The sequence below is a fragment of the Streptomyces broussonetiae genome (assembly GCF_009796285.1).
In the GTDB taxonomy this organism is placed as follows: Bacteria; Actinomycetota; Actinomycetes; order Streptomycetales; family Streptomycetaceae; genus Streptomyces; species Streptomyces broussonetiae.
Window position 1 is genome coordinate 4428161 of record NZ_CP047020.1, and the last position, 23522, is coordinate 4451682.

Annotated in this window: 21 protein-coding genes; 9 read left to right on the plus strand and 12 right to left on the minus strand. The window is 72.7% G+C overall.

Annotated elements, in window-relative coordinates; genetic code table 11:
* The first annotated feature begins 30 nt into the window (after positions 1–30).
* From GQF42_RS20445 to GQF42_RS20460, 4 genes are all read left to right on the plus strand, one after another.
* Positions 31–1218 (plus strand): flavin-containing monooxygenase, encoded by a 1188-nt coding sequence (locus tag GQF42_RS20445; RefSeq protein WP_158921956.1) that lies wholly within the window; start codon positions 31–33, stop codon positions 1216–1218.
* Positions 1219–1337: 119 nt separating this feature from the next.
* Positions 1338–3560 carry an acetate--CoA ligase family protein gene (locus GQF42_RS20450; RefSeq protein WP_158921958.1) on the plus strand — a complete coding sequence of 741 codons (2223 nt, stop codon included), beginning with the start codon at positions 1338–1340 and terminating at the stop codon, positions 3558–3560.
* Positions 3557–4345 (plus strand): enoyl-CoA hydratase/isomerase family protein, encoded by a 789-nt coding sequence (locus tag GQF42_RS20455; RefSeq protein WP_199272736.1) that lies wholly within the window; start codon positions 3557–3559, stop codon positions 4343–4345. Before GQF42_RS20450 ends, GQF42_RS20455 begins: the two co-directional genes overlap by 4 nt.
* Before the next feature lie 65 nt (positions 4346–4410).
* Positions 4411–5013, plus strand: a complete 603-nt coding sequence (locus tag GQF42_RS20460) for a flavin reductase family protein (protein ID WP_158921962.1) — start codon at positions 4411–4413, stop codon at positions 5011–5013.
* A 41-nt stretch (positions 5014–5054) separates the two neighbouring features.
* Here GQF42_RS20460 and GQF42_RS20465 read toward each other — a convergent pair whose 3' ends face one another.
* Complete coding sequence (locus tag GQF42_RS20465; protein WP_199272737.1) at positions 5055–6362, minus strand: MFS transporter; 1308 nt, start codon at positions 6360–6362, stop codon at positions 5055–5057.
* 71 nt (positions 6363–6433) lie between these two features.
* Here GQF42_RS20465 and GQF42_RS20470 point away from each other — a divergent pair, with 71 nt between their 5' ends.
* Positions 6434–7462 (plus strand): GlxA family transcriptional regulator, encoded by a 1029-nt coding sequence (locus GQF42_RS20470; protein ID WP_158921964.1) that lies wholly within the window; start codon positions 6434–6436, stop codon positions 7460–7462.
* A gap of 22 nt (positions 7463–7484) precedes the next feature.
* Here the strand turns inward: GQF42_RS20470 and GQF42_RS20475 are convergent, their stop codons facing one another.
* The 4 genes from GQF42_RS20475 to GQF42_RS20490 form a co-directional block, all read right to left on the minus strand.
* Entirely contained in the window at positions 7485–8705 is a 1221-nt protein-coding gene (locus tag GQF42_RS20475) for an MFS transporter (RefSeq protein ID WP_233273401.1), read from the minus strand.
* 91 nt (positions 8706–8796) lie between these two features.
* The gene (locus GQF42_RS20480) at positions 8797–9846 is read right to left on the minus strand and encodes a Zn-dependent alcohol dehydrogenase (protein WP_158921966.1); all 1050 of its coding nucleotides are present in this window, start codon (positions 9844–9846) and stop codon (positions 8797–8799) included.
* Complete coding sequence (locus tag GQF42_RS20485; RefSeq protein WP_158921968.1) at positions 9846–10994, minus strand: acyl-CoA dehydrogenase family protein; 1149 nt, start codon at positions 10992–10994, stop codon at positions 9846–9848. The genes GQF42_RS20480 and GQF42_RS20485 overlap by 1 nt, the downstream gene beginning before the upstream one ends.
* Before the next feature lie 96 nt (positions 10995–11090).
* Complete coding sequence (locus GQF42_RS20490) at positions 11091–12005, minus strand: SDR family NAD(P)-dependent oxidoreductase (RefSeq protein WP_158921970.1); 915 nt, start codon at positions 12003–12005, stop codon at positions 11091–11093.
* Positions 12006–12091: 86 nt separating this feature from the next.
* Between GQF42_RS20490 and GQF42_RS20495 the strand changes: the two genes are divergently transcribed.
* Positions 12092–13018, plus strand: coding sequence for a cyclase family protein (locus tag GQF42_RS20495; RefSeq protein ID WP_158921972.1), 927 nt, complete (start codon positions 12092–12094; stop codon positions 13016–13018).
* A gap of 241 nt (positions 13019–13259) precedes the next feature.
* On the opposite strand, the gene GQF42_RS20500 is transcribed toward GQF42_RS20495, so the two are convergent.
* The 4 genes from GQF42_RS20500 to GQF42_RS20520 all read right to left on the minus strand — a co-directional run bounded on the left by GQF42_RS20500 (position 13260) and on the right by GQF42_RS20520 (position 17506).
* Positions 13260–13745, minus strand: coding sequence for an ATP-binding protein (locus tag GQF42_RS20500; protein WP_199273075.1), 486 nt, complete (start codon positions 13743–13745; stop codon positions 13260–13262).
* Positions 13746–14310: 565 nt separating this feature from the next.
* Entirely contained in the window at positions 14311–15177 is an 867-nt protein-coding gene (locus tag GQF42_RS20510; RefSeq protein WP_158921978.1) for an acyl-CoA dehydrogenase, read from the minus strand.
* Positions 15178–15179: 2 nt separating this feature from the next.
* Positions 15180–16313 (minus strand): acyl-CoA dehydrogenase family protein, encoded by a 1134-nt coding sequence (locus tag GQF42_RS20515; RefSeq protein ID WP_158921980.1) that lies wholly within the window; start codon positions 16311–16313, stop codon positions 15180–15182.
* Positions 16313–17506, minus strand: a complete 1194-nt coding sequence (locus tag GQF42_RS20520) for an amidohydrolase family protein (RefSeq protein WP_158921982.1) — start codon at positions 17504–17506, stop codon at positions 16313–16315. Before GQF42_RS20520 ends, GQF42_RS20515 begins: the two co-directional genes overlap by 1 nt.
* A gap of 103 nt (positions 17507–17609) precedes the next feature.
* Here GQF42_RS20520 and GQF42_RS20525 point away from each other — a divergent pair, with 103 nt between their 5' ends.
* Complete coding sequence (locus GQF42_RS20525; protein ID WP_158921984.1) at positions 17610–19112, plus strand: class I adenylate-forming enzyme family protein; 1503 nt, start codon at positions 17610–17612, stop codon at positions 19110–19112.
* A gap of 15 nt (positions 19113–19127) precedes the next feature.
* On the opposite strand, the gene GQF42_RS20530 is transcribed toward GQF42_RS20525, so the two are convergent.
* Positions 19128–20546: a zf-HC2 domain-containing protein gene (locus GQF42_RS20530; RefSeq protein WP_199272738.1), complete on the minus strand. Its 1419-nt coding sequence runs from the start codon at positions 20544–20546 to the stop codon at positions 19128–19130.
* The gene (locus tag GQF42_RS20535) at positions 20543–21115 is read right to left on the minus strand and encodes a sigma-70 family RNA polymerase sigma factor (RefSeq protein WP_158921986.1); all 573 of its coding nucleotides are present in this window, start codon (positions 21113–21115) and stop codon (positions 20543–20545) included. Before GQF42_RS20535 ends, GQF42_RS20530 begins: the two co-directional genes overlap by 4 nt.
* A 340-nt stretch (positions 21116–21455) precedes the next feature.
* On the opposite strand from GQF42_RS20535, the gene GQF42_RS20540 reads away from it, so the two are divergent.
* Both GQF42_RS20540 and GQF42_RS20545 read left to right on the plus strand, forming a co-directional pair.
* Positions 21456–21866, plus strand: a complete 411-nt coding sequence (locus GQF42_RS20540) for an STAS domain-containing protein (protein WP_158921988.1) — start codon at positions 21456–21458, stop codon at positions 21864–21866.
* Positions 21867–22017: 151 nt separating this feature from the next.
* Positions 22018–22530, plus strand: coding sequence for an EF-hand domain-containing protein (locus GQF42_RS20545; protein ID WP_158921990.1), 513 nt, complete (start codon positions 22018–22020; stop codon positions 22528–22530).
* Positions 22531–22575: 45 nt separating this feature from the next.
* On the opposite strand, the gene purU is transcribed toward GQF42_RS20545, so the two are convergent.
* A complete protein-coding gene (gene purU, locus GQF42_RS20550) occupies positions 22576–23457 on the minus strand; it encodes a formyltetrahydrofolate deformylase (RefSeq protein ID WP_158921992.1) in 882 nt (293 codons plus the stop codon).
* Between the last annotated feature and the right edge of the window lie 65 nt (positions 23458–23522).

Consider the following 23522-nt stretch of genomic DNA (forward strand, 5'->3'; position numbering starts at 1 on the left):
ATCAAGCGGACGGGTGGTTACGCTCCGGGCATGGACCACTCACGTTCCGCTTCCACCCAGCCCTCCTCCGCCCCCGACGGCCGCCCGGTCTACGTCATCGGCGCGGGCCCGGGCGGCCTTGCCGCCGCGTACGCGCTGCGGGCCCGGGGCATACGGGCCGTGGTCCTGGAGAAGACCGACGGGGTGGGCGCGTCCTGGCGGGGCCACTACGACCGCCTCCGGCTGCACACCACCCGGCGGCTGTCCGGCCTGCCCGGCCTCAAGATCCCCCGAAAGTACGGGCGTTGGGTGGCCCGGGACGACGTGGTGCGATACCTGGAGAAGTACGCCGAGCACCACGAGCTGGAGATCGTCACCGGGGTGGAGGTCTTCCGCGTCGAGCGGAGCGGGGACGGCACCGGCTGGCTGCTGCACGCCTCCGGCGGGCGCGAGCTGACCGGCAGCGCGGTGGTCGTCGCCACCGGCTACAACCACACCCCGCGCCTGCCCGGCTGGCCGGGCGGCGAGGGCTACACCGGGGAGTTGCTGCACTCGGGCGACTACCGCGAGGCGGGGCCGTACACGGGCCGGGACGTACTGGTCGTCGGGATCGGCAACACCGGCGCGGAGATCGCCGTGGACCTGGTCGAGGGGGGCGCCGCGCGGGTGCGGCTGGCCGTGCGGACCGCCCCGCACATCCTGCGCCGCTCGACGCTCGGCTGGGCGGCCCAGTACACGGGCGTGCTGGTACGGCGGCTGCCGGTGGGCCTCGTGGACCGGCTGGCCGGACCGCTGGCGAAGGCGAGCGTGCCGGACCTCGCGGCGCATGGGCTGCCGCGTCCGGACACCGGCCTGTACAGCAGGGTGAAGCAGGGGGCGATCCCGGTGCAGGACGTCGGCCTGGTCGACGCCGTGCGCGGGGGCCGGGTGGAGATCGTGGCCGCCGTCGAGGCGTTCGAGGGCGGCAAGGTGGTCCTCGCCGACGGCACCCGGATCTCGCCGGACGCCGTGATCGCGGCGACGGGATACAGCCCGGCACTGGAGAGCCTGGTCGGGCATCTCGACGTCCTCGACGGGCGCGGCAGGCCCCTCGTGCACGGCGGCCGGGCGCCCGCCCCGGCGCCCGGCCTGTACTTCACGGGGTTCACCAATCCGATCAGCGGGATGTTCCGGGAGATGGCGCTCGACGCAGGAAGGATCGCGCGGGCGGTCGCCGGGCAGCTGCGCCCCCAGCAGTGACGTGCCGCCGCACCCAGCGGTAACTTTGCGCGTCCGAGCAGTTCCTGACATTGCGTCAGTTCAGTAATCTGACACTGCGTCAGTTTTACTTGTGCTGTCTCACAGGAGCGGGCGGACCGATGCTTGGATCAACCCACGGCACCCTCACCACCGACTCCCGCCGGGCCCGGGTCATCGCCTGCGGCGAGCAGCGGCCCGGGCCCGCCGTCCACGACCGGGTCGACGACCTCGACGTCGGCGGGCGCCCGCTGTACGCGGACGTACCGGACCTCACCCGTTTCTTCCGGCCCGAGTCCGTCGCCGTGATCGGCGCCTCGGACGCCGAAGGACGGCCCAACACCGGGATCACCCGCCAACTGCTGGCCTGGGCCGAGCGGGTCGGGGCACGGGTGCTCCCGGTCCACCCGACCCGTCCGTCCGTCTTCGGCATCCCCTGCGCCGCCTCCGTCGCCGAACTGCCGACCGGCCAGGTCGACCTGGCCGTCCTGCTGGTCGCCGACCCGCTGCCGGTGATCGAGGAACTGTCCGACGCCAAGGTGAAGTTCGCGGTCGCCTTCGCCTCCGGATTCGCCGAGACCGGCGAGGCGGGCGCCGAGGCCCAGGAGCGGCTCGCGCAGGCCGTACACCGCTCGGGCCTGCGCCTGCTGGGCCCGAACACCAACCTGAACGCCTTCGAGCACTTCCGGGACGACCTGACGGGCCCGGCCATCGCGCTGATCACCCAGTCCGGCCACCAGGGCCGCCCGGTGTTCTCGCTCCAGCAGCTGGGCATCCGCCTCTCGCACTGGGCGCCCACCGGCAACGAGGCCGACCTGGAGAGCGCCGACTTCATCTCCTACTTCGCCGAACAGCCCGAGGTCGGCGCCATAGCCGCCTACGTGGAGGGCATCAAGGACGGCCGCGCCTTTCTGCTCGCCGCCGACCGCGCCGCCCGCCGCAGGGTACCGGTGGTCGCGGTGAAGGTGGGTCGCACCGAGGCCGGTGCGCGTACGGCCGCCTCGCACACCGGCAAGCTCACCGGCGCCGACGACGTGGTGGACGCGGCGATGCGCCAGTACGGGATCGTCCGCGTCGACGCACTGGACGAACTCCAGGACACCGCCGCCCTGTTGGCACGGGCCCGGGCACCACTGGCGGACGGCGTGGCCGTCTACTCGATCTCCGGCGGCACGGGCGCGCACGTCGCCGACCTGGCCGCCGGGCTGGGCCTGCGGCTGCCGAGGCTGTCGGACGAGCGGCAGGCGGAGCTGCACCAGTGGATACCGGAGTACCTGAGCGTGGCCAACCCGGTGGACAACGGCGGGCACCCGGTGGGCGACCAGCGCGGCCGGAAGATCATCGACGCCCTCCTCGCGGACCCCGCCGTCGGCGTCCTGATCTGCCCGGTCACGGGCCCCTTCCCGCCCCTGAGCGACAAGCTCGTGGCGGACCTGGCAGCGGCGGCCGAGGAGACGGACAAACTGATCTGCGTGGTGTGGGGCTCCCCGGTGGGCACGGAGCCCGCGTACCGCGAGGTGCTGCTCGGCTCGTCCCGGGTGGCCACGTTCCGCACGGTGGGAAACTGCCTGACGGCCGTCCGCGCCTGGCTGGACCACCATGCGTTCGTGGACGGCTACCGCTCCCCCTTCGACGAGGCTCCGCGCACCCCCTCCCCCTCCTTCCGCAAGGCGGAGGCCCTGATGAGCCCGGGCCGGCAGCTCAGCGAACACGCGGCCAAGCAGCTCCTGCGCGCCTACGGCATCCGGGTCCCGCGCGAGCAGCTGGTGACCAGCGCGGCGGGGGCCGTCCGCGCCGCCGCCCAGATCGGCTACCCGGTGGTGATGAAGGCGTCCGGCGCGCAGATCGCCCACAAGACCGAACTGGGCCTGGTGAAGGTCGGCCTGACGTCGGCCAGCCAAGTCCGGGAGGCCTACCGTGAGTTGACGGACATCGCGCGCTACGAGGGGGTCTCGCTGGACGGGATCCTGGTGTGCCAGATGGTCGAGCAGGGCGTGGAGATGGTCGTGGGGGTCACGCACGACGACCTGTTCGGCCCGACCGTGACGGCGGGCCTCGGCGGGATCCTGGTCGAGGTGCTGCACGACGCGGCGGTCCGCGTCCCGCCGTTCGGCGAGGACCAGGCCCACGCCATGCTCGCGGAGCTGCGCGGCCGGGCCCTGCTGGACGGCGTCCGGGGGCGCCCGCCGGCCGACCTCGACGCCCTGGTCGAGGTGATCCTGCGGGTCCAGCGCATGGCGATGGAACTCGGCGACCGCATCGCCGAGCTGGACATCAACCCGCTGATGGTCCTGCCGAGGGGGCAGGGCGCGGTGGCGCTGGACGCCCTGGTGGTGTGCCGATGACGGACATCGGGATCGACCACGAGGTCAGGGACCACGTCGCGTACGTGACCCTGTCCCGCCCGGAGTCCCTGAACGCCCTCACTCCGCCCCTGCGGGACCGGCTGACCGAGCTGTTCACGGCGGCCTCGGCGGATCCGGGGATCCGGGCCCTGGTCCTGACCGGCACCGGCCGTGGCTTCTGCGCGGGGGCGGACCTGCGGGGTACGGGCACCGTGGAGCGGCTGCCCGGGGACGTGGCGCGAGTGCTGCGCCTGGGCGCCCAGCGCCTGATCGCGGCCGTGCTGGACTGCGAGAAGCCGGTGATCGCCGCCGTGAACGGCACGGCGGCGGGCCTGGGCGCACACCTGGCCCTGGCCTGCGACCTGGTCCTGGCCGCCGAGTCGGCGCGCTTCATCGAGGTGTTCGTACGCCGGGGGCTGGTACCGGACGCCGGCGGCGCCTACCTGCTGCCCCGCCTCCTCGGCCCGCAGCGGGCGAAGGAGCTGATGTTCTTCGGGGACGCGCTGCCGGCGGCGGACGCGGAACGGCTGGGCCTGGTCAACAGGGTCGTGCCCGACGACGACCTGCAGAAGACGGCCCACGCCTGGGCCACCCGCCTGGCCACCGGTCCCACCAGGGCGCTCGCGCTGACCAAGCACCTGGTGAACACCTCCCTGGAGGCGGACCGCGCGACCGCCTTCGCTGCGGAGGCCTGGGCCCAGGAGATCAACATGACGACCCAGGACGCCCAGGAGGGGCTGCGGGCGTTCACGGAGCGCAGGGCGGCTCAGTTCCGGGGGCGGTGAGGGCCGCGCCGGGTGTCGTCACCGGGCTTCACATCTGACGTACCGTCAGCTTCAATGGAGAGGTGATGGGACACGCAGGAGCGGCGGCCGCCGCCGTCCGGTATCTGGGGCCGAGGGCCGTGGAGCCGTTGCCGCGGCCGGAATTGCGGTGCGTCCGGGAGGACGAGCGGGCTCCGGTGGAGCCGGGCGAGTTCCGGCGGGTGCTGGGCCACTTCGCGACCGGGGTCGCGGTCATCACCGCCCCGGGCGCCCAGGGCGAGGCGGGGCCCGCCGGCTTCGCCTGCCAGTCCTTCTCGTCCCTCTCCCTCGAACCGCCCCTGGTCTGCTTCCTGGTGGGCCGTACGTCGACCACCTGGCCGCGCATCGCCCGGGCCGGCGCCTTCTGCGTCAACGTGCTCGGCGCCGGCCAGGGCGAGCTGTGCCGGGCCTTCGCGGTGAGCGGCGCCGACAAGTTCGCGGGGGTGGCGTACGACGCGGCGCCCGTGTCCGGCTCGCCCCGCCTGACCGGTGCGGCCGCCTGGATCGACTGCACGATCCAGGCCGTGCACACCGGCGGCGACCACCTCATCGTCGTGGGCCGGGTGGACGCCCTGGGTACGGACGGGGACGGCGATCCGCTGCTGTTCCACCGGGGACGGTTCGCCCGGCTCGGCCCCGGCCCTTCCTGACCCTCACCCGGGCGCCGCCGGGGTGAGGGCCCGGCATGCGTTCACGCCAGTGCGGGCCGCACCACGGCCGGGGCCCTGCGGATCATCAGGGACATCAGGGCCGCTGCCGCGCACAGGGAGCCGGAGGCGTACCAGACCAGGTCGTAGGAGCCGAAGACGTCGCGGGCGAGGCCACCGAGGTAGGCGACCAGGGCCGCGCCGATCTGGTGGGAGGCGAGCACCCAGCCGAAGACGATCGCGCTGTCCTCCCCGAACTGCTCCCGGCACAGGGCCAGGGTGGGCGGGACGGTGGCCACCCAGTCCAGGCCGTAGAAGACGATGAAGAAGAGCATCGGCGGGTGGACGGCGGGGCCGAGCAGCATCGGCAGGAAGAGCAGGGACAGACCGCGCAGGGCGTAGTACACCGCGAGCAGGCGGCGCGGTTCGAAGCGGTCGGTGAACCAGCCGGAGGCGATCGTGCCGGCCACGTCGAACACGCCGATGACCGCGAGCAGCGAGGCCGCCGTGGTGACCGGCATGCCGTGGTCGTGCTCGGCGGGCACGAAGTGGGTCTGGACCAGGCCGTTGGTGGAGGCGCCGCAGATCGCGAAGGTGCCGGCGAGCAGCCAGAACGTGCCGGTGCGGACCGCGGTGGACAGCACGGCGAGGGTGCGGCGGGCGGCACCGGTGACCGGCGGCGGCTTGGGGACGAACTCCCCTGCGCCGTACGGCTTCACGCCGATGTCGGCCGGATGGTCCCGGAGCAGGATCCAGACGAAGGGGACCACCGCGAGGGCGGCCAGGGCGACCGTCACGGCGGCCGGGCGCCAGCTGTGGTGCTCGACGATCCAGGACAGCACCGGCAGGAAGATCAGCTGGCCGGAGGCGGACGCGGCGGTCAGGATGCCGCTGACCAGGCCGCGCCGCTCGGTGAACCAGCGGTTGGTGACCGTCGCGGCGAAGGCGAGCGCCATCGAGCCGGAGCCGAGGCCCACCAGCAGACCCCAGCACAGCCACAGCTGCCAGGCCGCCGTCATCCACACGGTCAGGCCCGAACCGACCGCGATCACGGTCAGCGCGACGGCGACCACCCGGCGAATGCCGAACCGGTCCATCAGCGCGGCCGCGAAGGGGGCGGTGAGGCCGTAGAGCGCGAGGTTGATGGAGACGGCCGCGCCGATCGTGCCGCGCGACCAGCCGAACTCCTGGTGCAGCGGGTCGATGAGCAGTCCCGGCAGGGAGCGGAAGGCGGCCGCGCCGATGATCGTGACGAAGGTGACGGCGGCGACGAACCAGGCGCGGTGCACACGGTGGCGCCGTGCGGGCGGAGCGGCCTGGGCGGGGGCTGCGGCTGGGCTTGTCTGAGTCACGTCATCAAGCTTCCGTTCCCCGGCCTCGCACAGCGAGTGGCCCGAAGGACAGCATTCGCTAGGATCGGGCCATGGCCGCTGTCGCTGAGCGATCCGAGGGTTTCCGTCCGCACCGGGTCGTCGTCCTCGCCCTGGACGGCCTCCTCCCCTTCGAGCTGGGCATCCCGCACCGCATCTTCGGCCGCCCCAAGGACGAGCGGGGGCGGCACCTGTACGAGGTCGTGACCTGCTCGGTAAGGCCGCCCGGGCCGGTCGAGACCGACGCCGACTTCACCGTGCACGTCCCGCACGGCCCGGAGGCGCTCGCCGAGGCCGACACGGTGATCGTCCCGGCGTCGTACGAACTCGGCCCGGTCTTCGAGGAGGGCCGGCTCACCGACGACCTCGCCGCCGCCCTCGCCCTCATCCGCCCCGGCACCCGGCTCGCCTCCATCTGCACCGGCGTCTACGTCCTCGCCGCCGCCGGCTGCCTCGACGGCCGCCCGGCGACCACGCACTGGGCCGACGCCGAGCGCTTCCAGCGGATGTTCCCGCGGATCAAGGTGGACGCGGACGTGCTGTTCATCGACGACGGCGACGTGCTGACCTCGGCCGGAGTGGCCGCCGGGATCGACCTGTGCCTGCACATCGTGCGCCGCGACTTCGGCACGGCGGTCGCCAACGACGTGGCCCGGCGCACGGTCGTACCGCCGCACCGCGACGGCGGCCAGGCCCAGTACATCGAACGCCCCGTCCCCGACCCGCAGCTGGCGACCACGACCGCCGCCCGCACCTGGGCGCTCGGCCGCCTGCACGAGCCGATCCAGCTGCGCGACATGGCCGGGCAGGAGGCCATGTCGGTGCGCACCTTCACCCGCCGCTTCCGCGAGGAGGTCGGGATCAGCCCCGGCCAGTGGCTCACCCAGCAGCGTGTCGAACGCGCCCGCCATCTGCTCGAGACCACCGACCTGTCCGTCGACCAGGTGTCCGGCGCGGCGGGCTTCGGCACGGCCCAGTCCATGCGCCGGCATCTCCAGCAGTGCCTGGGCGTGACACCGACGACGTACCGCCGCACCTTCCGCACGGCGGCGGACGGATCGGTCCGGGTCGGCAGGGCCTAGCCGGGGCGTCGGGCGGCAGGGCCTAGCCGGGGCGTCGGACGGCCGTGCCGGGCAGCGGGGCCGGCGCCCGGCCGGGGTCCGTGCCGTGGGTTCTGCCGCGTATCTCGCCCCACCAGGCGATCGCGGTCAGGACCAGGGTCAGGCCGACGCCCGCCAGGATCGCCGTCGAGGCCGCCGTCAGCCGGAGCAGGGCCCCGGCCAGGGTGCCCGTGGCCGCGTAACCGGCGCCCACGGCCGCGTACATGACCGAGTACCCGGCGGCCAGCGCGCTCGGCGGCAGAGCCTCCCGCAGGGACAGGTTGCGGGTGAGCATCACACCCGCCTGGAACAGACCCGCCACGGCGAGCGCGGCGGCGATGCCCGGCAGGCCCGGCAGCAGCGCGACCAGGCCCACGGCGGCCGACATCCCGCACAGCAACAGCAGGCAGCGCACGGGCAGTCGGCCCGGCCAGGTCCGCAGGCCGTACAGGAAAGCGCCCACGCCCGCCGCCGCCGACATGCCGAGCAGCAGGGGGCCGGACCAGCCGACCGCGATGCCGCGCTGCTCCAGCAGGGCGGGCAGGACCAGTTCCGCGAGGGCGAGCAGGGACAGCCCCGCCGCGCCCGTGACGTACACCGGCCAGGCCGCCGCCAGCACCCTGAGCTGTGCGGTTCCGCTGTCGCGCGCCTCCTTCTGCCAGCCCTCCGGGAGCAGCCACAGGCCCGGCACCGAGGCGCCCATCAGCGCCGCCGCGAGCAGCAGCGGCACGCCGGGCGCGACGCCCAGCGCGAGGCCGGTCACCGCGGCCGGGGACACCGCCCAGACGGCGGACGTCAGCATCGACTCCACCGACAGCGCCTGCGCCGCCGCGTGCCCGGGGACCAGGGAGGTGAGCAGGGCGCGCAGGCCGCCCGAGGCCGCCGCGGGAGCAGCACCGGCGAGGAGCGCGAACGCCCCGAGGACGACGGGATGCGCGTCCGGGAGCACGCCCGGCCCGGCGAAACCGACGGCACCGGCCGCGAGCCCCGCCGCCAGCTGGGGGCGGGCCCGGCGGGCGTCGAGGCGCATGCCGAGGACCGGGGCGCCCACGATCTCGCCGATGACGTACACCGCGGCCAGGACGGCGCCCAGGGTGTAGCCACCGGGACGCTCGCGCACCAGGAAGACCAGGGCCAACGGGGCCATGGCCACCGGCACACGCGCGGCCACGGCCACGAATGCCCAGGTCAGCACCTGTTTGGAGGCGACTTCGCGATAGCTCATGCAACGACGGTACGGGCCACCACCGACACGGGGCCCCGAATTTCCCCCGGCCTGTGGACAACTCCCCGGCGCGGCCCGCGGACCCCGGGACTCAGAACGTCAGGACCGCCCGGGCCACCCGCCCCTCCTCCGCGTCGGCCCGCGCCTTCTCGAAGTCCTCCACCGGATAGCGGGCAGTCACCAACTCGTCCAGCAGCAGCCGCCCTTGGCGGTACAGCTCGGCGTACAGGGCGATGTCCCGCTGGGGGCGCGAGGAGCCGTAGCGGCAGCCGAGGACGGACTTGTCGAGGTACAGGGAGGAGACGAGGAAGGACGCCTCGGCGGTCGCCGGGGGCACTCCGAGCAGGATCGCCTGGCCGTGCCGGTCGAGGAGGTCGATCGCCTGCCGGATCAGCTCCACCCGGCCGACGCATTCGAAGGCGTGGTCGGCGCCCGTGGGCAGGATGTCCCGCACGCCCTGCGTCGAGGTCAGGAAGTCCGTCGCGCCGAACTGCCGGGCCACCGCCTCCTTGGCCGGGTTGGCATCCACGGCGACGATCCGGAGCGCTCCCGCGAGCCGCGCGCCCTGCAGCACGTTCAGCCCGATCCCACCGGTGCCGATGACGACGACACTGTCCCCCCGGTCCACGCGGGCCCGGTTCAGCACCGCCCCCACGCCCGTGAGCACCCCGCACCCGATCAGCGCGGCGGACTCGAGGGGAATGTCCTTGGGGATCGGCACCGCCTGTACGGCCTTGACGACCGTGCGCTGCGCGAACGCCGAGTTGGAGGCGAACTGGTGGACCGGCCCCGTACCCCGCGTGAACGGCCTGCCCGGACGCCCGATCGCCTGCCGGCACATGGTCGGCCGGCCCCGGTCGCACTCCGGGCACGTACCGCAGTTGGCGAGCGTGGACAGCGCGACATGGTCGCCGGGCGCCACATGCGTGACTCCGGCGCCGACCGCCTCGACCACCCCCGCGCCCTCATGCCCCAGCACCACCGGAACCGGGAACGGAATGGTGCCGTCCACCACGGACAGGTCGCTGTGACACAGCCCCGCCGCCGCGATCGCCACCAGCACCTCACCGGCCCCCGGCTCCCGCACCACCAGGTCGTCCACCACCTGGACCCGCTTGCCGTCGAACACCACTCCACGCATCACACGGCCCCCTTGGGCTCTGCGGGCAGGCCGAGCACACGCTCGGCGATGATCGTGCGCTGGACCTGGTCCGAGCCGCCGTAGATCGTGTCGGCCCGGGAGAAGAGGAACAGGTGCTGGTCCGCGTCGAGTCCGTACGGCGCCGACGCCGACCAGTGCGCCGGCCCGGCGGAGGCCGCCGCGCCCCGGACGCACACCGCCAGCTCACCCAGCCGCTGGTGCCAGCCGGCCCAGAGCAGCTTGGCCACACTGGGCGCGCCCGGGTCGCCGGAACCGCCGAGCGTGCGCAGGGCGTTCCAACGCAGGGCCCGCAGCTCGGCCCACTGTCGTACGAGCCGCTCCCGCACGACCGGATCCCGTACGGCGCCCGAGGCGACGGCGGTGCGCACCACCCGACCCAACTCCTCGGCGAAACCGATCTGTTGGGCCAGGGTCGACACCCCCCGCTCGAATCCGAGCAGGCTCATCGCCACCCGCCAGCCCTGCCCCTCGCCCCCGACGACATGCTCCGCGCGGGCGTACGCCCCGTCGAAGAAGACCTCGTTGAAGTCGCTGGTGCCGGTCAGCTGCCGGATGGGCCGGATGTCGATGCGGCCGGGCTGGTCCATGGGGACGAGGAGGAAGCTCAGCCCGTGGTGCCGGCGGGAGTCGGGGTCGGTACGGGCGAGCACGAAACACCAGTCGGCCTCCTGCGCGAGCGAGGTCCAGATCTTCTGCCCGCTGATCCGGTACCGCTGCCCTTCCCGTACGGCAACGGTCCGCACCCCGGCCAGATCCGACCCGGCGCCGGGCTCGCTGTACCCCTGGCACCACAGCTCCGCTCCCGCGGCGACCGGCGGCAGGAACCGCTGCTTGTGCTCCTCGGTTCCGTGCGCGAGGAGCGTGGGCGCGAGCAGGTTCTCGCCGATGTGCCCGGAGCGCGCCGGCGCCCCGGACCGCGCGTACTCCTCGGCCCAGGCGACCTGCTGCGTGAGCGTGGCGGTGCGATTGCCGTACCCCGCCTCGGCCCAGCCGATCCCGATCCAGCCGGCCGCACCGAGGGTGCGCTCCCAACCACGCCGGTCGGCCGCGCCGTTGACGTGGCCGCCCAGCCATTCCCGTGCCTCACGCCGAAACGCGTCGTCCTCTTCGCCGAACCCGAATTCCATGAAGCCCACCTGAGGTCAAGCGCCCCCAAGGGGCGCGGGGAACTGCGCGAGAAGCCACGACGGACCCGCAACCGCGCGACGGTGACGAGCCCCGGGCTACCGGGCGTTGGGCCGCTCACCGGCCCGCGCCGCCGATTCCATCGCCGCAAGCCGGGACAGCATGGGCATCGGGTCGATCCCCACCGATCCCGGCAGGACCGCGGCGATCCGCTCCGGCGTCCAGGCCCCCTCGGCGTAGGCCGAGCGCAGTTCGCGCGGCTGCGCCCACACCGCGATCTTCGGCCCGGCCACGGTGTACACCTGCCCGGTGATCCCCTGCTCCGCCGCCCCGTCGGACAGCAGGTACACCACCAGCGCGGCCACGTCCTCGGGCTCGCCGATCTCGGTCAGCTCCGTGGGAACGTTGGCGGACATCCGCGTACGGGCCACCGGCGCCACCGCGTTCGCCGTCACGCCGTACTTGTTCAGGCCGAGCGCGGCGCTGCGCACGAGCGAGATGATGCCGCCCTTCGCCGCGCTGTAGTTGGCCTGGGACACCGAACCCTGGTGGTTGCCGCTGGTGAAGCCGATCAGCGTGCCGGAGCGCTGCCCCCGCATGACCGCCGAGGCCGCCCGGAAGACGGTGAAAGTGCCCTTGAGGTGGGTGGCGACCACCGGATCCCACTCCTCCTCGGCCATGTTGAACAGCATCCGCTCACGCAGGATCCCGGCCACGCACACGACCCCGTCGACACGGCCGTACGTCGCCACGGCCGTGTCCACGACCCGCTGCCCGCCCGCCATCGTGGAGACGTCGTCGGCGACCGCGACCGCCTCGCCGCCCGCCGCCCCGATCTCCTTGACGACCGCCTCGGCGACCTCGCTCGTGGGAGAGGTCCCGTCCGTGGAGACCCCGTAGTCGTTGACGACGACCTTCGCGCCCTCGGCCGCCGCCGCGAGCGCGACCGCGCGCCCGATGCCCCGTCCGGCACCCGTCACGGCGATCACCTTGCCTGCCAAGAAGTTCCCCACGTCCGGCCCCTTCCCGCGGTTTCTGACGGTCCGTTAGATTCTAGGGCCCGTCGGACGTACGGGCACAAGCCCCGGGGAGGCACCGGATGACACTGCCGGAGGAGTTCCACGAGATCGCGAGGCGCGTGAACAACTGGGGGCGCTGGGGAGCGGACGACGAGATCGGCACCCTGAACCTGATCACCGACGAGGTCCTGCGGCAGGCCGCCACCTGTGTCCGCACCGGCCGCCGCGTCCCGCTCGCGCTCCCCCTCCAGCAGGACGGCGTACAGACCGGGATGATCCCCGGCCGGGTCAACCCCCTGCACGCGATGGTGCAGATCAACCAGGAACTCTTCGGTCCGGGCACGGTGGCGTGCAGCGACGACGCCGTGACCATGGGCCTGCAGGCGGGCACCCACTGGGACGCGCTGACCCATGTCTCGCACTCCGGCAAGCTCTACAACGGCCGCCCGGCACACACGGTCACCGCGCACGGCGGCGCCGAGTTCGCCGGCATCGACAAGGCCCGGCACATCGTCTCGCGCGGGGTGCTGCTGGACGTGGCACGCGCGCGCGGCGTGGACCGGCTGGCGGGCGGGCACGCGGTCACCCCGGAGGACCTCGACGCGGCCGAGGAACTCGCCGGGACCACGGTCCGCCCCGGCGACATCGTCCTCGTACGGACCGGCCAGGTGCAGGTGTACCTCACGGGGGACAAGCAGGGGTACGGCTATCCGTCGCCGGGCCTGTCGGTGCGCTGCCCGGAGTGGTTCCACGCGCGCGATGTCGCGGCGGTCGCCAACGACACGCTCACGTTTGAGATATTTCCGCCCGAGATCGACAATCTATGGCTGCCCGTGCACGCACTGGACCTGGTGGAGATGGGGATGCTCCAGGGCCAGAACTGGAATCTCGAGGAGTTGTCCACAGCCTGTGGACAACAGGGGCGGTACGCCTTCCTGTTGTCGGCGATGCCTGAGCCGTTCGTCGGCGCGACGGGCACACCCGTGGCTCCCGTGGCGATCCTGTGACGGAACCGGATGGCGGCGCGTCTCCCCCACCGGCATGCATGCACGCCGCCATCCGGCGCGACCCACACTCGACGAGGGCCACCGTCACCCGGGCCCTCGTCGTCCCCTCGCGGCGAATCGACGCACACCAGCGTGTTCAGCCGATCACGTCACGTCAACGCCGGTACGGAGATTTGTTACGTACGCCCTGCTCACGACACCCGCGCACGGATGCACCACCGGCGCACCGCCGCGCCGGGCCCTACACCACCTCGAAAGCCAGCCCCTCGTACGCGGACAGCCCGCCCCCGTACGCCAGTTCCGCGCCCTGCCGGGGCTGTGAACAGCGGTCCAGTTCGCACCAGATGTTCTTGCCGGCACCCTCGGGGCTCCAGCCCCAGCGGTCGGCGAGACAGGCCACGAGAGCGAGACCCCGACCGCCGGTGGCGTCACCGCGGGCACAACGCGGCACGGGAGCACGGGAGCTGGTGTCGGCCACCTCCACCCGCACCGTGACCGAGGCGACGGCCCCTTGCGGAACTTCGGCCGCAGCGCCCGGCAGGGAGAGCCGCAGCACGGCCGGACGGCCCGTGTGCACCACGGCGTTGGTCACCAGCTCGGAGACGAGCAGGATCAGGTTCTCGGCCAACGGCTCGTCGGCCGCTATGCCGAGCCCGGCGAGCCGCGAGCGCGCCCACCTCCTCGCCCGCCCCACCTCCGCGGGGTCGGGCCGGATCTCCAGCTGCACTTGAAGCACCTGCACCGCTCACACCATCCGAACCGGCGGACTCATGACCCCGCGCCATCCGGCCGTCACGGCGGGAGCCGCGACGACGATCACGACGAGGGCCACGATCGTAGCCATTTTCTGCATGGCCAGAACAACGGCCAGAGCAGGGGTCACGGAACGTGATTCCCTTATGAGACAGCATGGTTGACGTACAGTCACGCCAACAAGCGCTTCGGGCATATTCCAGCGCGAAGGAGTACGCGTGCGACATACTGTGCGACGCTCGCGCCGACAAGTCGAACAGGCGGCACCCGAAGCGGCGTCCGAAGCCACCGCCGCCTCGCGAGCAGCAACGCGCACCGCGTTGCCCGGCACCGCCCCAGGGGCATCGCCGGCCCGGCTCGCGCTCACCGCCACTCGCATCTCACACAAGGTACCGGAGCGGACGCCCGACTCCAGGCTGTTACGAGTCAAGCGAAGGACACAACCGGATATCGACGCTCCGTGATGGCGATACGCCACGATCCGCAACATCATGGGCCATGGCTTTTCCGACGGCGCAGTCCAGGGCGGTGGCGGCCGGTCAGGCGGCCAGCCGCGCGGCGAGCAGTTCCTCACTCTGTGTGCCTCCGCCGCCACGCGCGGCCCGCAACCAGGCCCGTTTCAGGTGCAGATGGACGTCTGCCTCCCAGGTGAAGCCCATGCCGCCGTGCACCTGGAGGCAGTCGCGGGCGCCCCGTACGGCGGCCTCGTCGGCGAGCAGCCGGGCGGCGGCGATGTCCGCCCCGTCGGCGGTGACGGCCGCCGCGTACACCGCCGTACGGGCGATTTCCGTCCGCACCAGAAGGTCGGCGCACAGATGCTGAACGGCCTGGAAGGTGCCGATCGGGCGGCCGAACTGTTCGCGTGTCCGAGCGTGTTGCACGGCCAGCTCGCACACCCGCGCGGCCGTGCCGAGCTGTTCGGCGGCGGTGAGCAGGACGGCCAGGGGGTCTGCGGGCGTGGTGCCGGGCACCCGGTGCAGTGGCGTCAGCGGGTCCACCGACCGCATCGCCACGGCCCCCACCGTCTCCCCCAGCACCACGTCCGCGGCCTCCAGCCACTCCACCAACTGCCCGTCCACCGCCGTCACGACCGTCTCGCCGGTGGCCGCACCCGGCACCCTCCCGGCCGCCAGGTGCGTGGCGACCAACGGGCCCGGCAGCAGGGCGCGTCCGGCCTCCTCGAAGAGCAGGGCCGCCTCCGGCAGCCCCAGGCCGACCCCGCCGTCCGGCTCGGGCAGGCGCAGGGCGAAGAAGCCCGCCTCGCCGAGCGACCGCCACAGCGCCCGGTCGAGCCGGCCCGGTGCGCCGACGGCCGCCCGCAGGGCCTCACGGTCGAAGCGGCGGTCCAGCAGCCTCCGCACTCCCGCCTGCAATGCCTGCTGGTCTTCGCTCAGTTGGAATCGCACGCTCATCTCCCCCTGGGCAGGCCGAGGACGCGCTCGGCCACGATGGTGCGCTGGATCTGCGAGGTGCCGGCGGCGATCGTGTACGACAGGGACGACAGGCGGTCGAGAACCCACGGCCGGTCCAGGTCGAGGCAGTCCGGGCCGAGGACGTCCGCCGCCGCGTCGTACAGCTCCTGGCGGGCGTGCGAGTAGCGGAGCTTGAACACCGAGGCACCCGTGCCCGGCACTCCCCCGCCAGCCTCCGCGACGCTGACGTTCCACTGGGTCAGCCGCCACAGCGCCCGGAACTCCCCCTCCAGCCGGCCGAGGCGGCGGCGCAGCACGGGGTCGTCCCAGCGGCCGTTCTCCCGTGCCGCGCGGGCGAGTTCGCGCAGCACCCGGCGGCAGGCCACCACCTCGCCGACGAAGGCCGTACCGCGCTCGAAGGACAGGGTCACCATGGTCACGCGCCAGCCGTCGTTCTCCGCTCCGACCCGGTTGGCCACCGGCACCCGGACCTCGTCCAGGAAGACTTCCGCGAACTCGGCGGACCCGGCGAGGGTGCGCAGGGGCCGGACGGTGATGCCCGGCGCGTCCATGGGCATGGCCAGCCAGGTGATGCCCCGGTGCCGGGGGGCGTCCGGGTCGGTGCGCACGAGCAGTTCGCACCAGTCGGCGACCTCGGCGTGCGAAGTCCAGATCTTGGACCCGCTCACCACGTAGTCGTCGCCGTCCCTGCGCGCACGCGTGCGCAGGGCGGCGAGGTCGGAGCCGGCGTCCGGTTCGCTGAACCCCTGGCACCACACCTCCTCCCCGCGCAGGACCGGCGGCAGCCAGCGCGCCCGCTGCTCGGCCGTGCCCTCGGCGGCGATGGTCGGACCGGCGTGCAGCAGGCCCACGAAGTTCGCCCCCACATAGGGCGCCCCCGCGCGCTCGGTCTCCTCCAGGAAGATCAGGCGGGTGGTCGGGGAGGCGTCCCAGTGGACGTCGGCGTACCCGGCGTCGTGGAGCATGCGCTGCCAGCCGAGGTCGTAGGCGCGGCGGCCGGGCCAGTCGTCGGGCGAGGGCCGGTCCGGCAGCGTGGGCAGCACCTTGGCGAGCCACTCCCGCAGCCGGGCCCGGAAGTCCTCTTCCGCCGCCGTGTACGAGAGGTCCACTAGCGGTCCAGGTCCAGGCCGAGCATGCGGATGGCGTTGCCCCGCATCAGCTTGTACACGGTCTCGTCGTCGAGCCCCTTCACATGGTCGAGCGCGACCTCCTTGGTGTGCGGGAAGGTCGAGTCGACGTGCGGGTAGTCGGTCTCGAAGGTGGCGTTGTCGCGGCCGACGACGTCGATCGAGGCCACGCCGTGCCGGTCGCGGAAGAAGCAGCAGAAGATCTGCCGGTAGTAGTACGTCGAGGGCGGCTCCGGGATCAGGTCCCTGACCCCGCCCCAGGCCCGGTGCTCCTCCCACACGTCGTCGGCGCGCTCCAGGGCGTACGGGATCCAGCCCATCTGCCCCTCGGAGTAGGCGAGGGTGAGGTGGGGAAAGCGCACCAGGACCCCGCTGAAGAGGTAGTCCATCATCGAGGCCATCGCGTTGTTGAAGCTGAGCGAGGCCTGGACGGCGGGCGGGGCGTCCGGGGAGGCGGCCGGCATCTGCGAGCTGGACCCGATGTGCATGTTGACGACCGTGCCGGTCTCCTGGCAGACGGCGAAGAACGGGTCCCAGTGGCCGGAGTGGATGGACGGCAGACCGAGGTGGGTGGGGATCTCGGAGAAGGTCACGGCCCGCACCCCGCGTTCGGCGTTGCGCCGGATCTCGGCGACGGCCAGGTCCACGTCCCACAGCGGGATCAGGCACAGCGGAATGAGGCGTCCGCCGCTGCCCCCGCACCACTCCTCCACCATCCAGTCGTTGTAGGCGCGCACGCAGGCGAGGGCGACCTCCTTGTCGTGGGCCTCGGCGAAGGTCTGCCCGCAAAAGCGCGGGAAGGTCGGGAAGCAGAGGCTGGCCTCGACGTGGTTGAGATCCATGTCGGCTAGGCGCGCCACGGGATCCCAGCAGCCGCGCCGCATCTGCTCCCTGGTGATGCCCTCCAGGGTCATCTCGTCCCGGTCGAAGCCGACGGCGGCGATGTTGCGCTTGTACGGGAACTTCAGGTCCTCGTAGATCCACCAGTCCGTCGGCTGGCCGGCCGGGTCCATGGTGATCTGGTACTTCCCGCCGACGTAGGCGAGTTCCCCGATCCCCGCGGTCAGCGGCTTGGGTCCCCGGTCCCGGTACTTGGCCGGCAGCCAGGTCTCGAAGAGATGGGCGGGCTCGATCACATGGTCGTCGACGCTGATGATGCGGGGCAGTTCGGTCATGGTTCCCCTCCGCGTTACCCTCCGCCGGACAGTACTTATCTGATGACCCGTCAGATATCATGGCACCTGACGGTTCGTCAGCCAAGTCGGTCAGGGGGCACACGTGAACGAGACCCCGCACTCCCTGGGTACCGCCCGCACGCTGTGGGACCTGGTCGTCCGCCGGGCCGGCCTGACCCCCGGCCGCCCGGTGCTGCTCCAGGAGCGGCGCACGCTCACCTTCGGTGAGCTGCGCACGCGTGCCGAGCGGGTGGCGGCCGGGCTGTACGGGATGGGCGTACGCCCCGGCACGGTGGTCGCCTGGCAGCTGCCCACCCGCATCGAGACCGCCCTGCTCTCCCTGGCGCTGGCCCGCCTGGGCGCCGTACAGTCCCCGGTCATCCCGTTCTACCGGGACCGCGAGGTCGGCTTCGCGCTGCGCGCGTCCAAGGCGGAGTTCTTCGCGGTCCCCGGCGTGTGGCGGGGCCACGACCACACGGAGATGGCCCGGCGGCTCGGCGCGAGGGGGATCCTCGAGGCGTACGACACCCTGCCGGACGGCGACCCGTCGGTGCTCCCCGCCCCGCCCGCCGAGGGCACCTCGGTCCGCTGGATCTACTGGACCTCGGGCACCACCTCCGACCCCAAGGGCGTCCTGCACACCGACCGCTCCCTGATCGCGGGCGGCTCCTGCCTCGCGCACGCCCTGCGCCTGACACCGGACGACATCGGCTCGATCGCCTTCCCCTACGCCCACATAGGCGGCCCCGACTATCTGGTGATGCTCCTGCTCTACGGCTTCCCGGCAGTGATGTTCGAGCACTTCGCGCTGCCGGACGCGCTCGCGGAGTACCGGCGGCACGGGGTCACGGTGGCCGGCGGTTCGACGGCGTTCTACTCGATGTTCCTCGCCGAGCAGCGCAAGCGGCCGCGGACGAAGGTCGTCCCGACCCTGCGGCTGCTCGCGGGCGGCGGCGCCCCGAAGCCGCCCGAGGTCTACCACGCCGTCGTGCGCGAACTGGGCGCACAGCTCACCCACGGGTACGGCATGACCGAGGTCCCGATGATCACCATGGGCGACCCCGAGGACACCCCGGAGAACCTGGCGACGACCGAGGGCCGGCCGCCCACGGGCATGGAGATCCGGGTCGTCGACGGCGAGATACGGCTGCGCGGCGAGGCCGTCTGCCAGGGCTATCTGGACCCGGCCCAGACGGCCGCCGCGTTCGACGCCGAGGGCTTTCTGCGCACCGGCGACCTGGGCCGGGTGACGGACTCCGGGCATCTGGTCCTGACCGGCCGCATGAAGGACGTGATCATCCGCAAGGGCGAGAACATCTCCGCCAAGGAGATCGAGGACCTGCTCGCCGCGCATCCGGCGGTCGCGGACGCGGCCGTGATCGGCCTGCCCGACGCCGACCGCGGGGAGCTGGTCTGCGCGGTGGTGGAACAGCCGCCGGACGCCGCGGAGTTGACCCTGCCGGAACTCGTCTCCTACCTCCGCACGCAGGGCCTGTCGGTCCACAAGCTGCCCGAGCGGCTGGAGGTCGTGACGGCGCTCCCGCGCAACGACACGCTGCGCAAGGTGCTGAAGTACAAGCTGCGGGAGCGGTTCACGCAGCCGTGACACCTCCGCGGCGGCTCACATCCGGCTCAGTCCCGCCGCCGCGAACAGCACGTCCCTGATCGCCTGGCGGTCGCCGACCTGGCCGGCCGCCGCCTCCTCCGGCGAGATGTGACCGGCGGCGAGGCGGCAGAACTCCACGCCGTCCAGCGCCACATGGGCCACCTCGAACTCCGCCGAGCCCACCGCCGCCGGTGAGTCCAGCGGGATCAGCCACTCGCCGCCCGCCATGCCCTCGATCTCCAGCCGGAGGCTGCGGCCCGGCGCGCCCGCCGTGACCAGATGCGGGGTCGGGCCCGGGGCGGACCGGCCGGACCGGCGCCGCTCGGCGAGCGCGGCCGGCAGCATCCGGGCCGCGAGGTCGATCATCTTGCTCAGATGGCGCGGCGCGGGCGGCTCGTAGGGGTAGTCCACCGCGTCCGCGATGTCCTCGGCGTGCACCCAGCACTCGAAGGCCCGGTCCAGCATCGCGTCGTGCAGCGGCAGCGCGAAGTCGCCGTACGACACGGGCAGTCCGCCCGCGTGGCTGCCGGTGAAGGACACCGTGCGCACCAGGCCGTGGCTCTGCTCCCGCCAGGGTCCCCGCACCGAGCGGGTCGGCGGGAAGCGCGAGGTCCGCCAGAACGCCTCGGTGCGCCCGGCCGGGCCCGACGCGACCGGGTCGCCCGCCCCGGCGACCTCGGCCAGCGGGTCCTCCAGGCCGAGCGCGACCGCTATCATCCCGTCCACCGACAGCAGGTGCGCGATCACCCCGGCCACGGTGGTACGACGGCTGGTCGGCCCGTCGTCCTCGAACCAGCGCAGCCGGACCGGCGCATGCCACTCCGCGTCCCCGAAGTCCTGGAGCAGGGCGTCCAGCCGCGCGGCCTCGGCGTCGTACGGCGCGGCCCACGGCGGCAGCGGGATGCGCGGCGGCCGGCGGTCCAGACAGCTCTCCAGGACACGGGTGCGCAGCCCCGGATCCAGATCGAGGCTCTCCGGCTGATGCAGCAGGCCGACCGCCTCGCGCAGCCGGCGGGCCTCGTCGGCACAGCTTCCGCACGAGCCCAGGTGGTCCTCGACGGCCGCCGTCTCCGCCGCCGAGCAGGCGGCCAGCGCCCAGGCGCCGAGGAGCGACTTCAGCACGTCGTGCGGCAGATCGAACGGCACCGGCGGAAGATCTCCCGGGTCGGCGAGGCCGGGCAGCGGACGCCCGCCGTCCTCCACGGAGGCGCGGGGCGTCGGTATGCGCGGCGGCCCGTCCGGACCGGGCCTGCCGGCGCCGGGCGGCGTCCGTCCGGAGCCGCCTCCCTCGCCGAGGCCGCCTCCCTCGCCGAGGCCGCCTCCCTCGCCGGGGCGCTCCTGCGCACCGTCGTACTCCTCGGGCCCGTCGTACTCCTCGGGCCCGTCATGTGCCTCGGGCCCGTCATGTGCCTCGAAGCGTCCCGCCCCGTTCACACCGCGCCCCCGTACCCCGAAGGCGCTCCGGCGTCGTGGGCGGTGGCGAGCAGCTGCAGGCCGAGGCGGAGCCGGCGGCGGGCCTCGTCCTCGGTGACGCCGAGGTCGGCCGCCGTCTGGCGGTAGTCGCGCCGCTGGAAGTAGGCCAGCTCGAGCGCGGCGCGCAGCGGGGCGGGCATGGAGTGGACGATGAAGTCGGCGCGGGCGGCGACCGAGGCGCGGCGCACCATGCGCTCCAGTTCCTCGGCGGCGGCGCCGGACCCGCGGGGCAGCGCGGCGCTCTCGCTGTCGCGCAGCCGCTGCACGGCGAGCCGGTGGGTCACGCCGGCCACCCAGGAACGCAGCGGGCCCTGCTTGGGGTCGTAGCTCTCGGGGTGCTCCCAGACATGCGCGAAGACCTCGCGGGTGACGGTGTCGGCAGCCTTCTCGTCACCGAGGACGCGGTGGGCGAGACTGTGCACGAGCGAGGCGAACCGGTCGTACAGCTCGCCCAGGGCGGCCGCCTCACCGCGGGCGAGCCGCTGCTGCATCTTGCGGTCCCAGCGGGGTGGTACGTCCTTCGTGGCCATGCGGTCCCTCCCCTCACCTGTGCGCCGGCCCATCCAGCGTGTCTGCACCGTCCTCCCGAATGTAGTCGGCACCCCTGACAGTGCACGCCCCTTTGTGCCAATGAGCGCCCCTGAGGCATCGCAGGTGATAGTGCCCTCTTCACATAAACTTCACACGAATCACGTACACCTCTGATCGAATGAGATCGATAGTGACCGAAAAAGGCCCCTTGTCGATCACGTCCGGTTTGCTGCTCCACGTTTCAGGGAACGGCCGCTGGGCAGCCGCGCGGAAGCAAGCGTAGGAACTGCTTCCATTTCCGGGCGGTTCCTGAGTTCCGGCGAGCGGAGGGGCTGAGCCGTGGCATTCAACGTGACCGGCGTCGAACAGGACGGGTGGGCCGTACTCCGGGTGACCGGAGAACTGGATCTGATGACCTCGCCGGTACTGCGACAACGCGTGCACGACGTCGTCGCCGAGGGGCACCACAGCCTCGTCGTCGACCTCTCGGACGTGTTCTTCTGCGACTCCAGCGGGGTCGGCGTCCTCATCGCCGCCCGCCGGCTGATCCGCTCCTGCCAGGGCCGGCTGCGGCTGATCCTGCCGGACCGGGGCGCGGACGGGAGCGCCTCCCGTGCGAGCGAGGTCGAGCGAGGGGCGGGCTCCCACGTGAACCGGGTGCTCGGCGCGCTCGGCGTCCGCCGCCTCTTCGACGTCCGCCCCGACCTCGACTCCGCCACGTCCGAGGACGCCGGACCGCTGTCGGCCTGACACCCTCTGCGATCGCCGCGACGAGTCCACACGCTTGTCGCAGTATTCCCCCGGTCTTGGCACAACGGCCCGTTTCCCGCCATCTCGCGGCCATCCGCGTCGTACGCTCCGTGCGAGATCGACCCACGCACACTAAGGCGGCCCGACAGACATGGTCAGCACCGAGTACGAGCGCAGGATCGCCGCCCGGTTCGCCACCTTCGACCAGGACGGCAACGGCTGGATCGACCGCGCGGACTTCAGCGCGGCGGCCAAGGCGCTGCTCGCCGAGTTCGCCGTGCCCGCCCGCTCCGCCGAGGGACAGGCGCTCTACGCCGGCGCGGAGGCGTTCTGGCAGGGCATGGCCGGCATCGCGGACCGCGACGGCGACCAGCGCATCACCCGCGAGGAGTTCGTCACCGGCGCGGTCAAGCGCCTGCGCGACAACCCCGGCCGCTTCGCCGAGATCGCCCGCCCGTTCCTGCACGCGGCCCTGGCGGTCGCGGCCTGCGACTCCGACGGCCGCATCACGGTCGCCGACACCACACGGCTGCTGAAGGCCCTGCACGTACCGGACGCCGTGGCCGCGACGACCGCCGCCTCCCTCGACGCGGACGGCGACGGCGTGATCGGCGAGGCGGAGGTCGTCCCCGCGTTCGCGGAGTACTTCACCATCGCCGAGTGACGGACGTCGTCGGGTGGGTGACGGACATCGCCGAGTGGCGGTCGGTCAGGCGAAGACGACCGTCCGGCGCCCGTTGAGCAGGATCCTGCGCTCGGCATGCCACTTCACGGCCCGCGCCAGCGCCTGGCACTCCACGTCGCGCCCGATGGCGACCAGCTGGTCCGGGGTCACGTCGTGCCTCACCCGCTCGACCTCCTGCTCGATGATCGGCCCCTCGTCGAGGTCGGCGGTCACGTAGTGGGCCGTGGCACCGATCAGCTTCACGCCCCGCGCGTGCGCCTGGTGGTACGGCTTGGCGCCCTTGAAGCTCGGCAGGAAGGAGTGGTGGATGTTGATGATCCGGCCGCTGAGCTGCTTGCACAGGTCGTCCGAGAGGACCTGCATGTAGCGGGCGAGGACGACCAGCTCGACGCCCTCCTCGCGGACGATCTCCAGCAGCCTGGCCTCGCCCTCCGACTTGGTGTCCTTCGTCACCGGGATGTGGTGGAAGGGGATGTTGTAGGAGCCCACCAGCTCCTCGAATTCCGTGTGATTGGAGACCACGCCCACGATCTCCACGGGCAGCGCGCCGATCCGGGCCCGGAACAGCAGGTCGTTCAGACAGTGCCCGAACTTGCTGACCATGAGCAGGATCCGCATCTTCGCGTCGGCCCCGTTGATCTGCCAGTCCATGTGGAAGGAGTCACCGATCGCCGCGAAGCTCGCCCGCAGCTTGTCCAGCGTCACCGACTCCTCGGCGGAGAAGTGGACGCGCATGAAGAACAGACCGGTGTCGCGGTCGCCGAACTGCTGACTGTCCTCGATGTTGCAGCCGGTCATGAACAGATAGCTGGACACGGCGTGCACGATGCCCATCCTGTCCGGGCAGGAGAGGGTGAGGACGTACTGGGCCGCCGGTGCTGCGACGGGTGCGGGCTGCTCGCTCATGCACCACAGGTTCCCATACCGCCGCCAGGCCGTGAGTGATCGTCCCGCAGGACGGAACACCCCCT

Bases quoted from the DNA above. Each gene is read 5' to 3' on its own strand.
- GQF42_RS20445 (WP_158921956.1), top strand. From the start codon at position 31: ATGGACCACTCACGTTCCGCTTCCACCCAGCCCTCCTCCGCCCCCGAC.
- GQF42_RS20450 (WP_158921958.1), top strand. From the start codon at position 1,338: ATGCTTGGATCAACCCACGGCACCCTCACCACCGACTCCCGCCGGGCC.
- GQF42_RS20455 (WP_199272736.1), top strand. From the start codon at position 3,557: ATGACGGACATCGGGATCGACCACGAGGTCAGGGACCACGTCGCGTAC.
- GQF42_RS20460 (WP_158921962.1), top strand. From the start codon at position 4,411: ATGGGACACGCAGGAGCGGCGGCCGCCGCCGTCCGGTATCTGGGGCCG.
- GQF42_RS20470 (WP_158921964.1), top strand. From the start codon at position 6,434: ATGGCCGCTGTCGCTGAGCGATCCGAGGGTTTCCGTCCGCACCGGGTC.
- GQF42_RS20475 (WP_233273401.1), bottom strand. From the start codon at position 8,705: ATGAGCTATCGCGAAGTCGCCTCCAAACAGGTGCTGACCTGGGCATTC.
- GQF42_RS20480 (WP_158921966.1), bottom strand. From the start codon at position 9,846: ATGCGTGGAGTGGTGTTCGACGGCAAGCGGGTCCAGGTGGTGGACGAC.
- GQF42_RS20485 (WP_158921968.1), bottom strand. From the start codon at position 10,994: ATGGAATTCGGGTTCGGCGAAGAGGACGACGCGTTTCGGCGTGAGGCA.
- GQF42_RS20495 (WP_158921972.1), top strand. From the start codon at position 12,092: ATGACACTGCCGGAGGAGTTCCACGAGATCGCGAGGCGCGTGAACAAC.
- GQF42_RS20520 (WP_158921982.1), bottom strand. From the start codon at position 17,506: ATGACCGAACTGCCCCGCATCATCAGCGTCGACGACCATGTGATCGAG.
- GQF42_RS20535 (WP_158921986.1), bottom strand. From the start codon at position 21,115: ATGGCCACGAAGGACGTACCACCCCGCTGGGACCGCAAGATGCAGCAG.
- GQF42_RS20545 (WP_158921990.1), top strand. From the start codon at position 22,018: ATGGTCAGCACCGAGTACGAGCGCAGGATCGCCGCCCGGTTCGCCACC.
- purU (WP_158921992.1), bottom strand. From the start codon at position 23,457: ATGAGCGAGCAGCCCGCACCCGTCGCAGCACCGGCGGCCCAGTACGTC.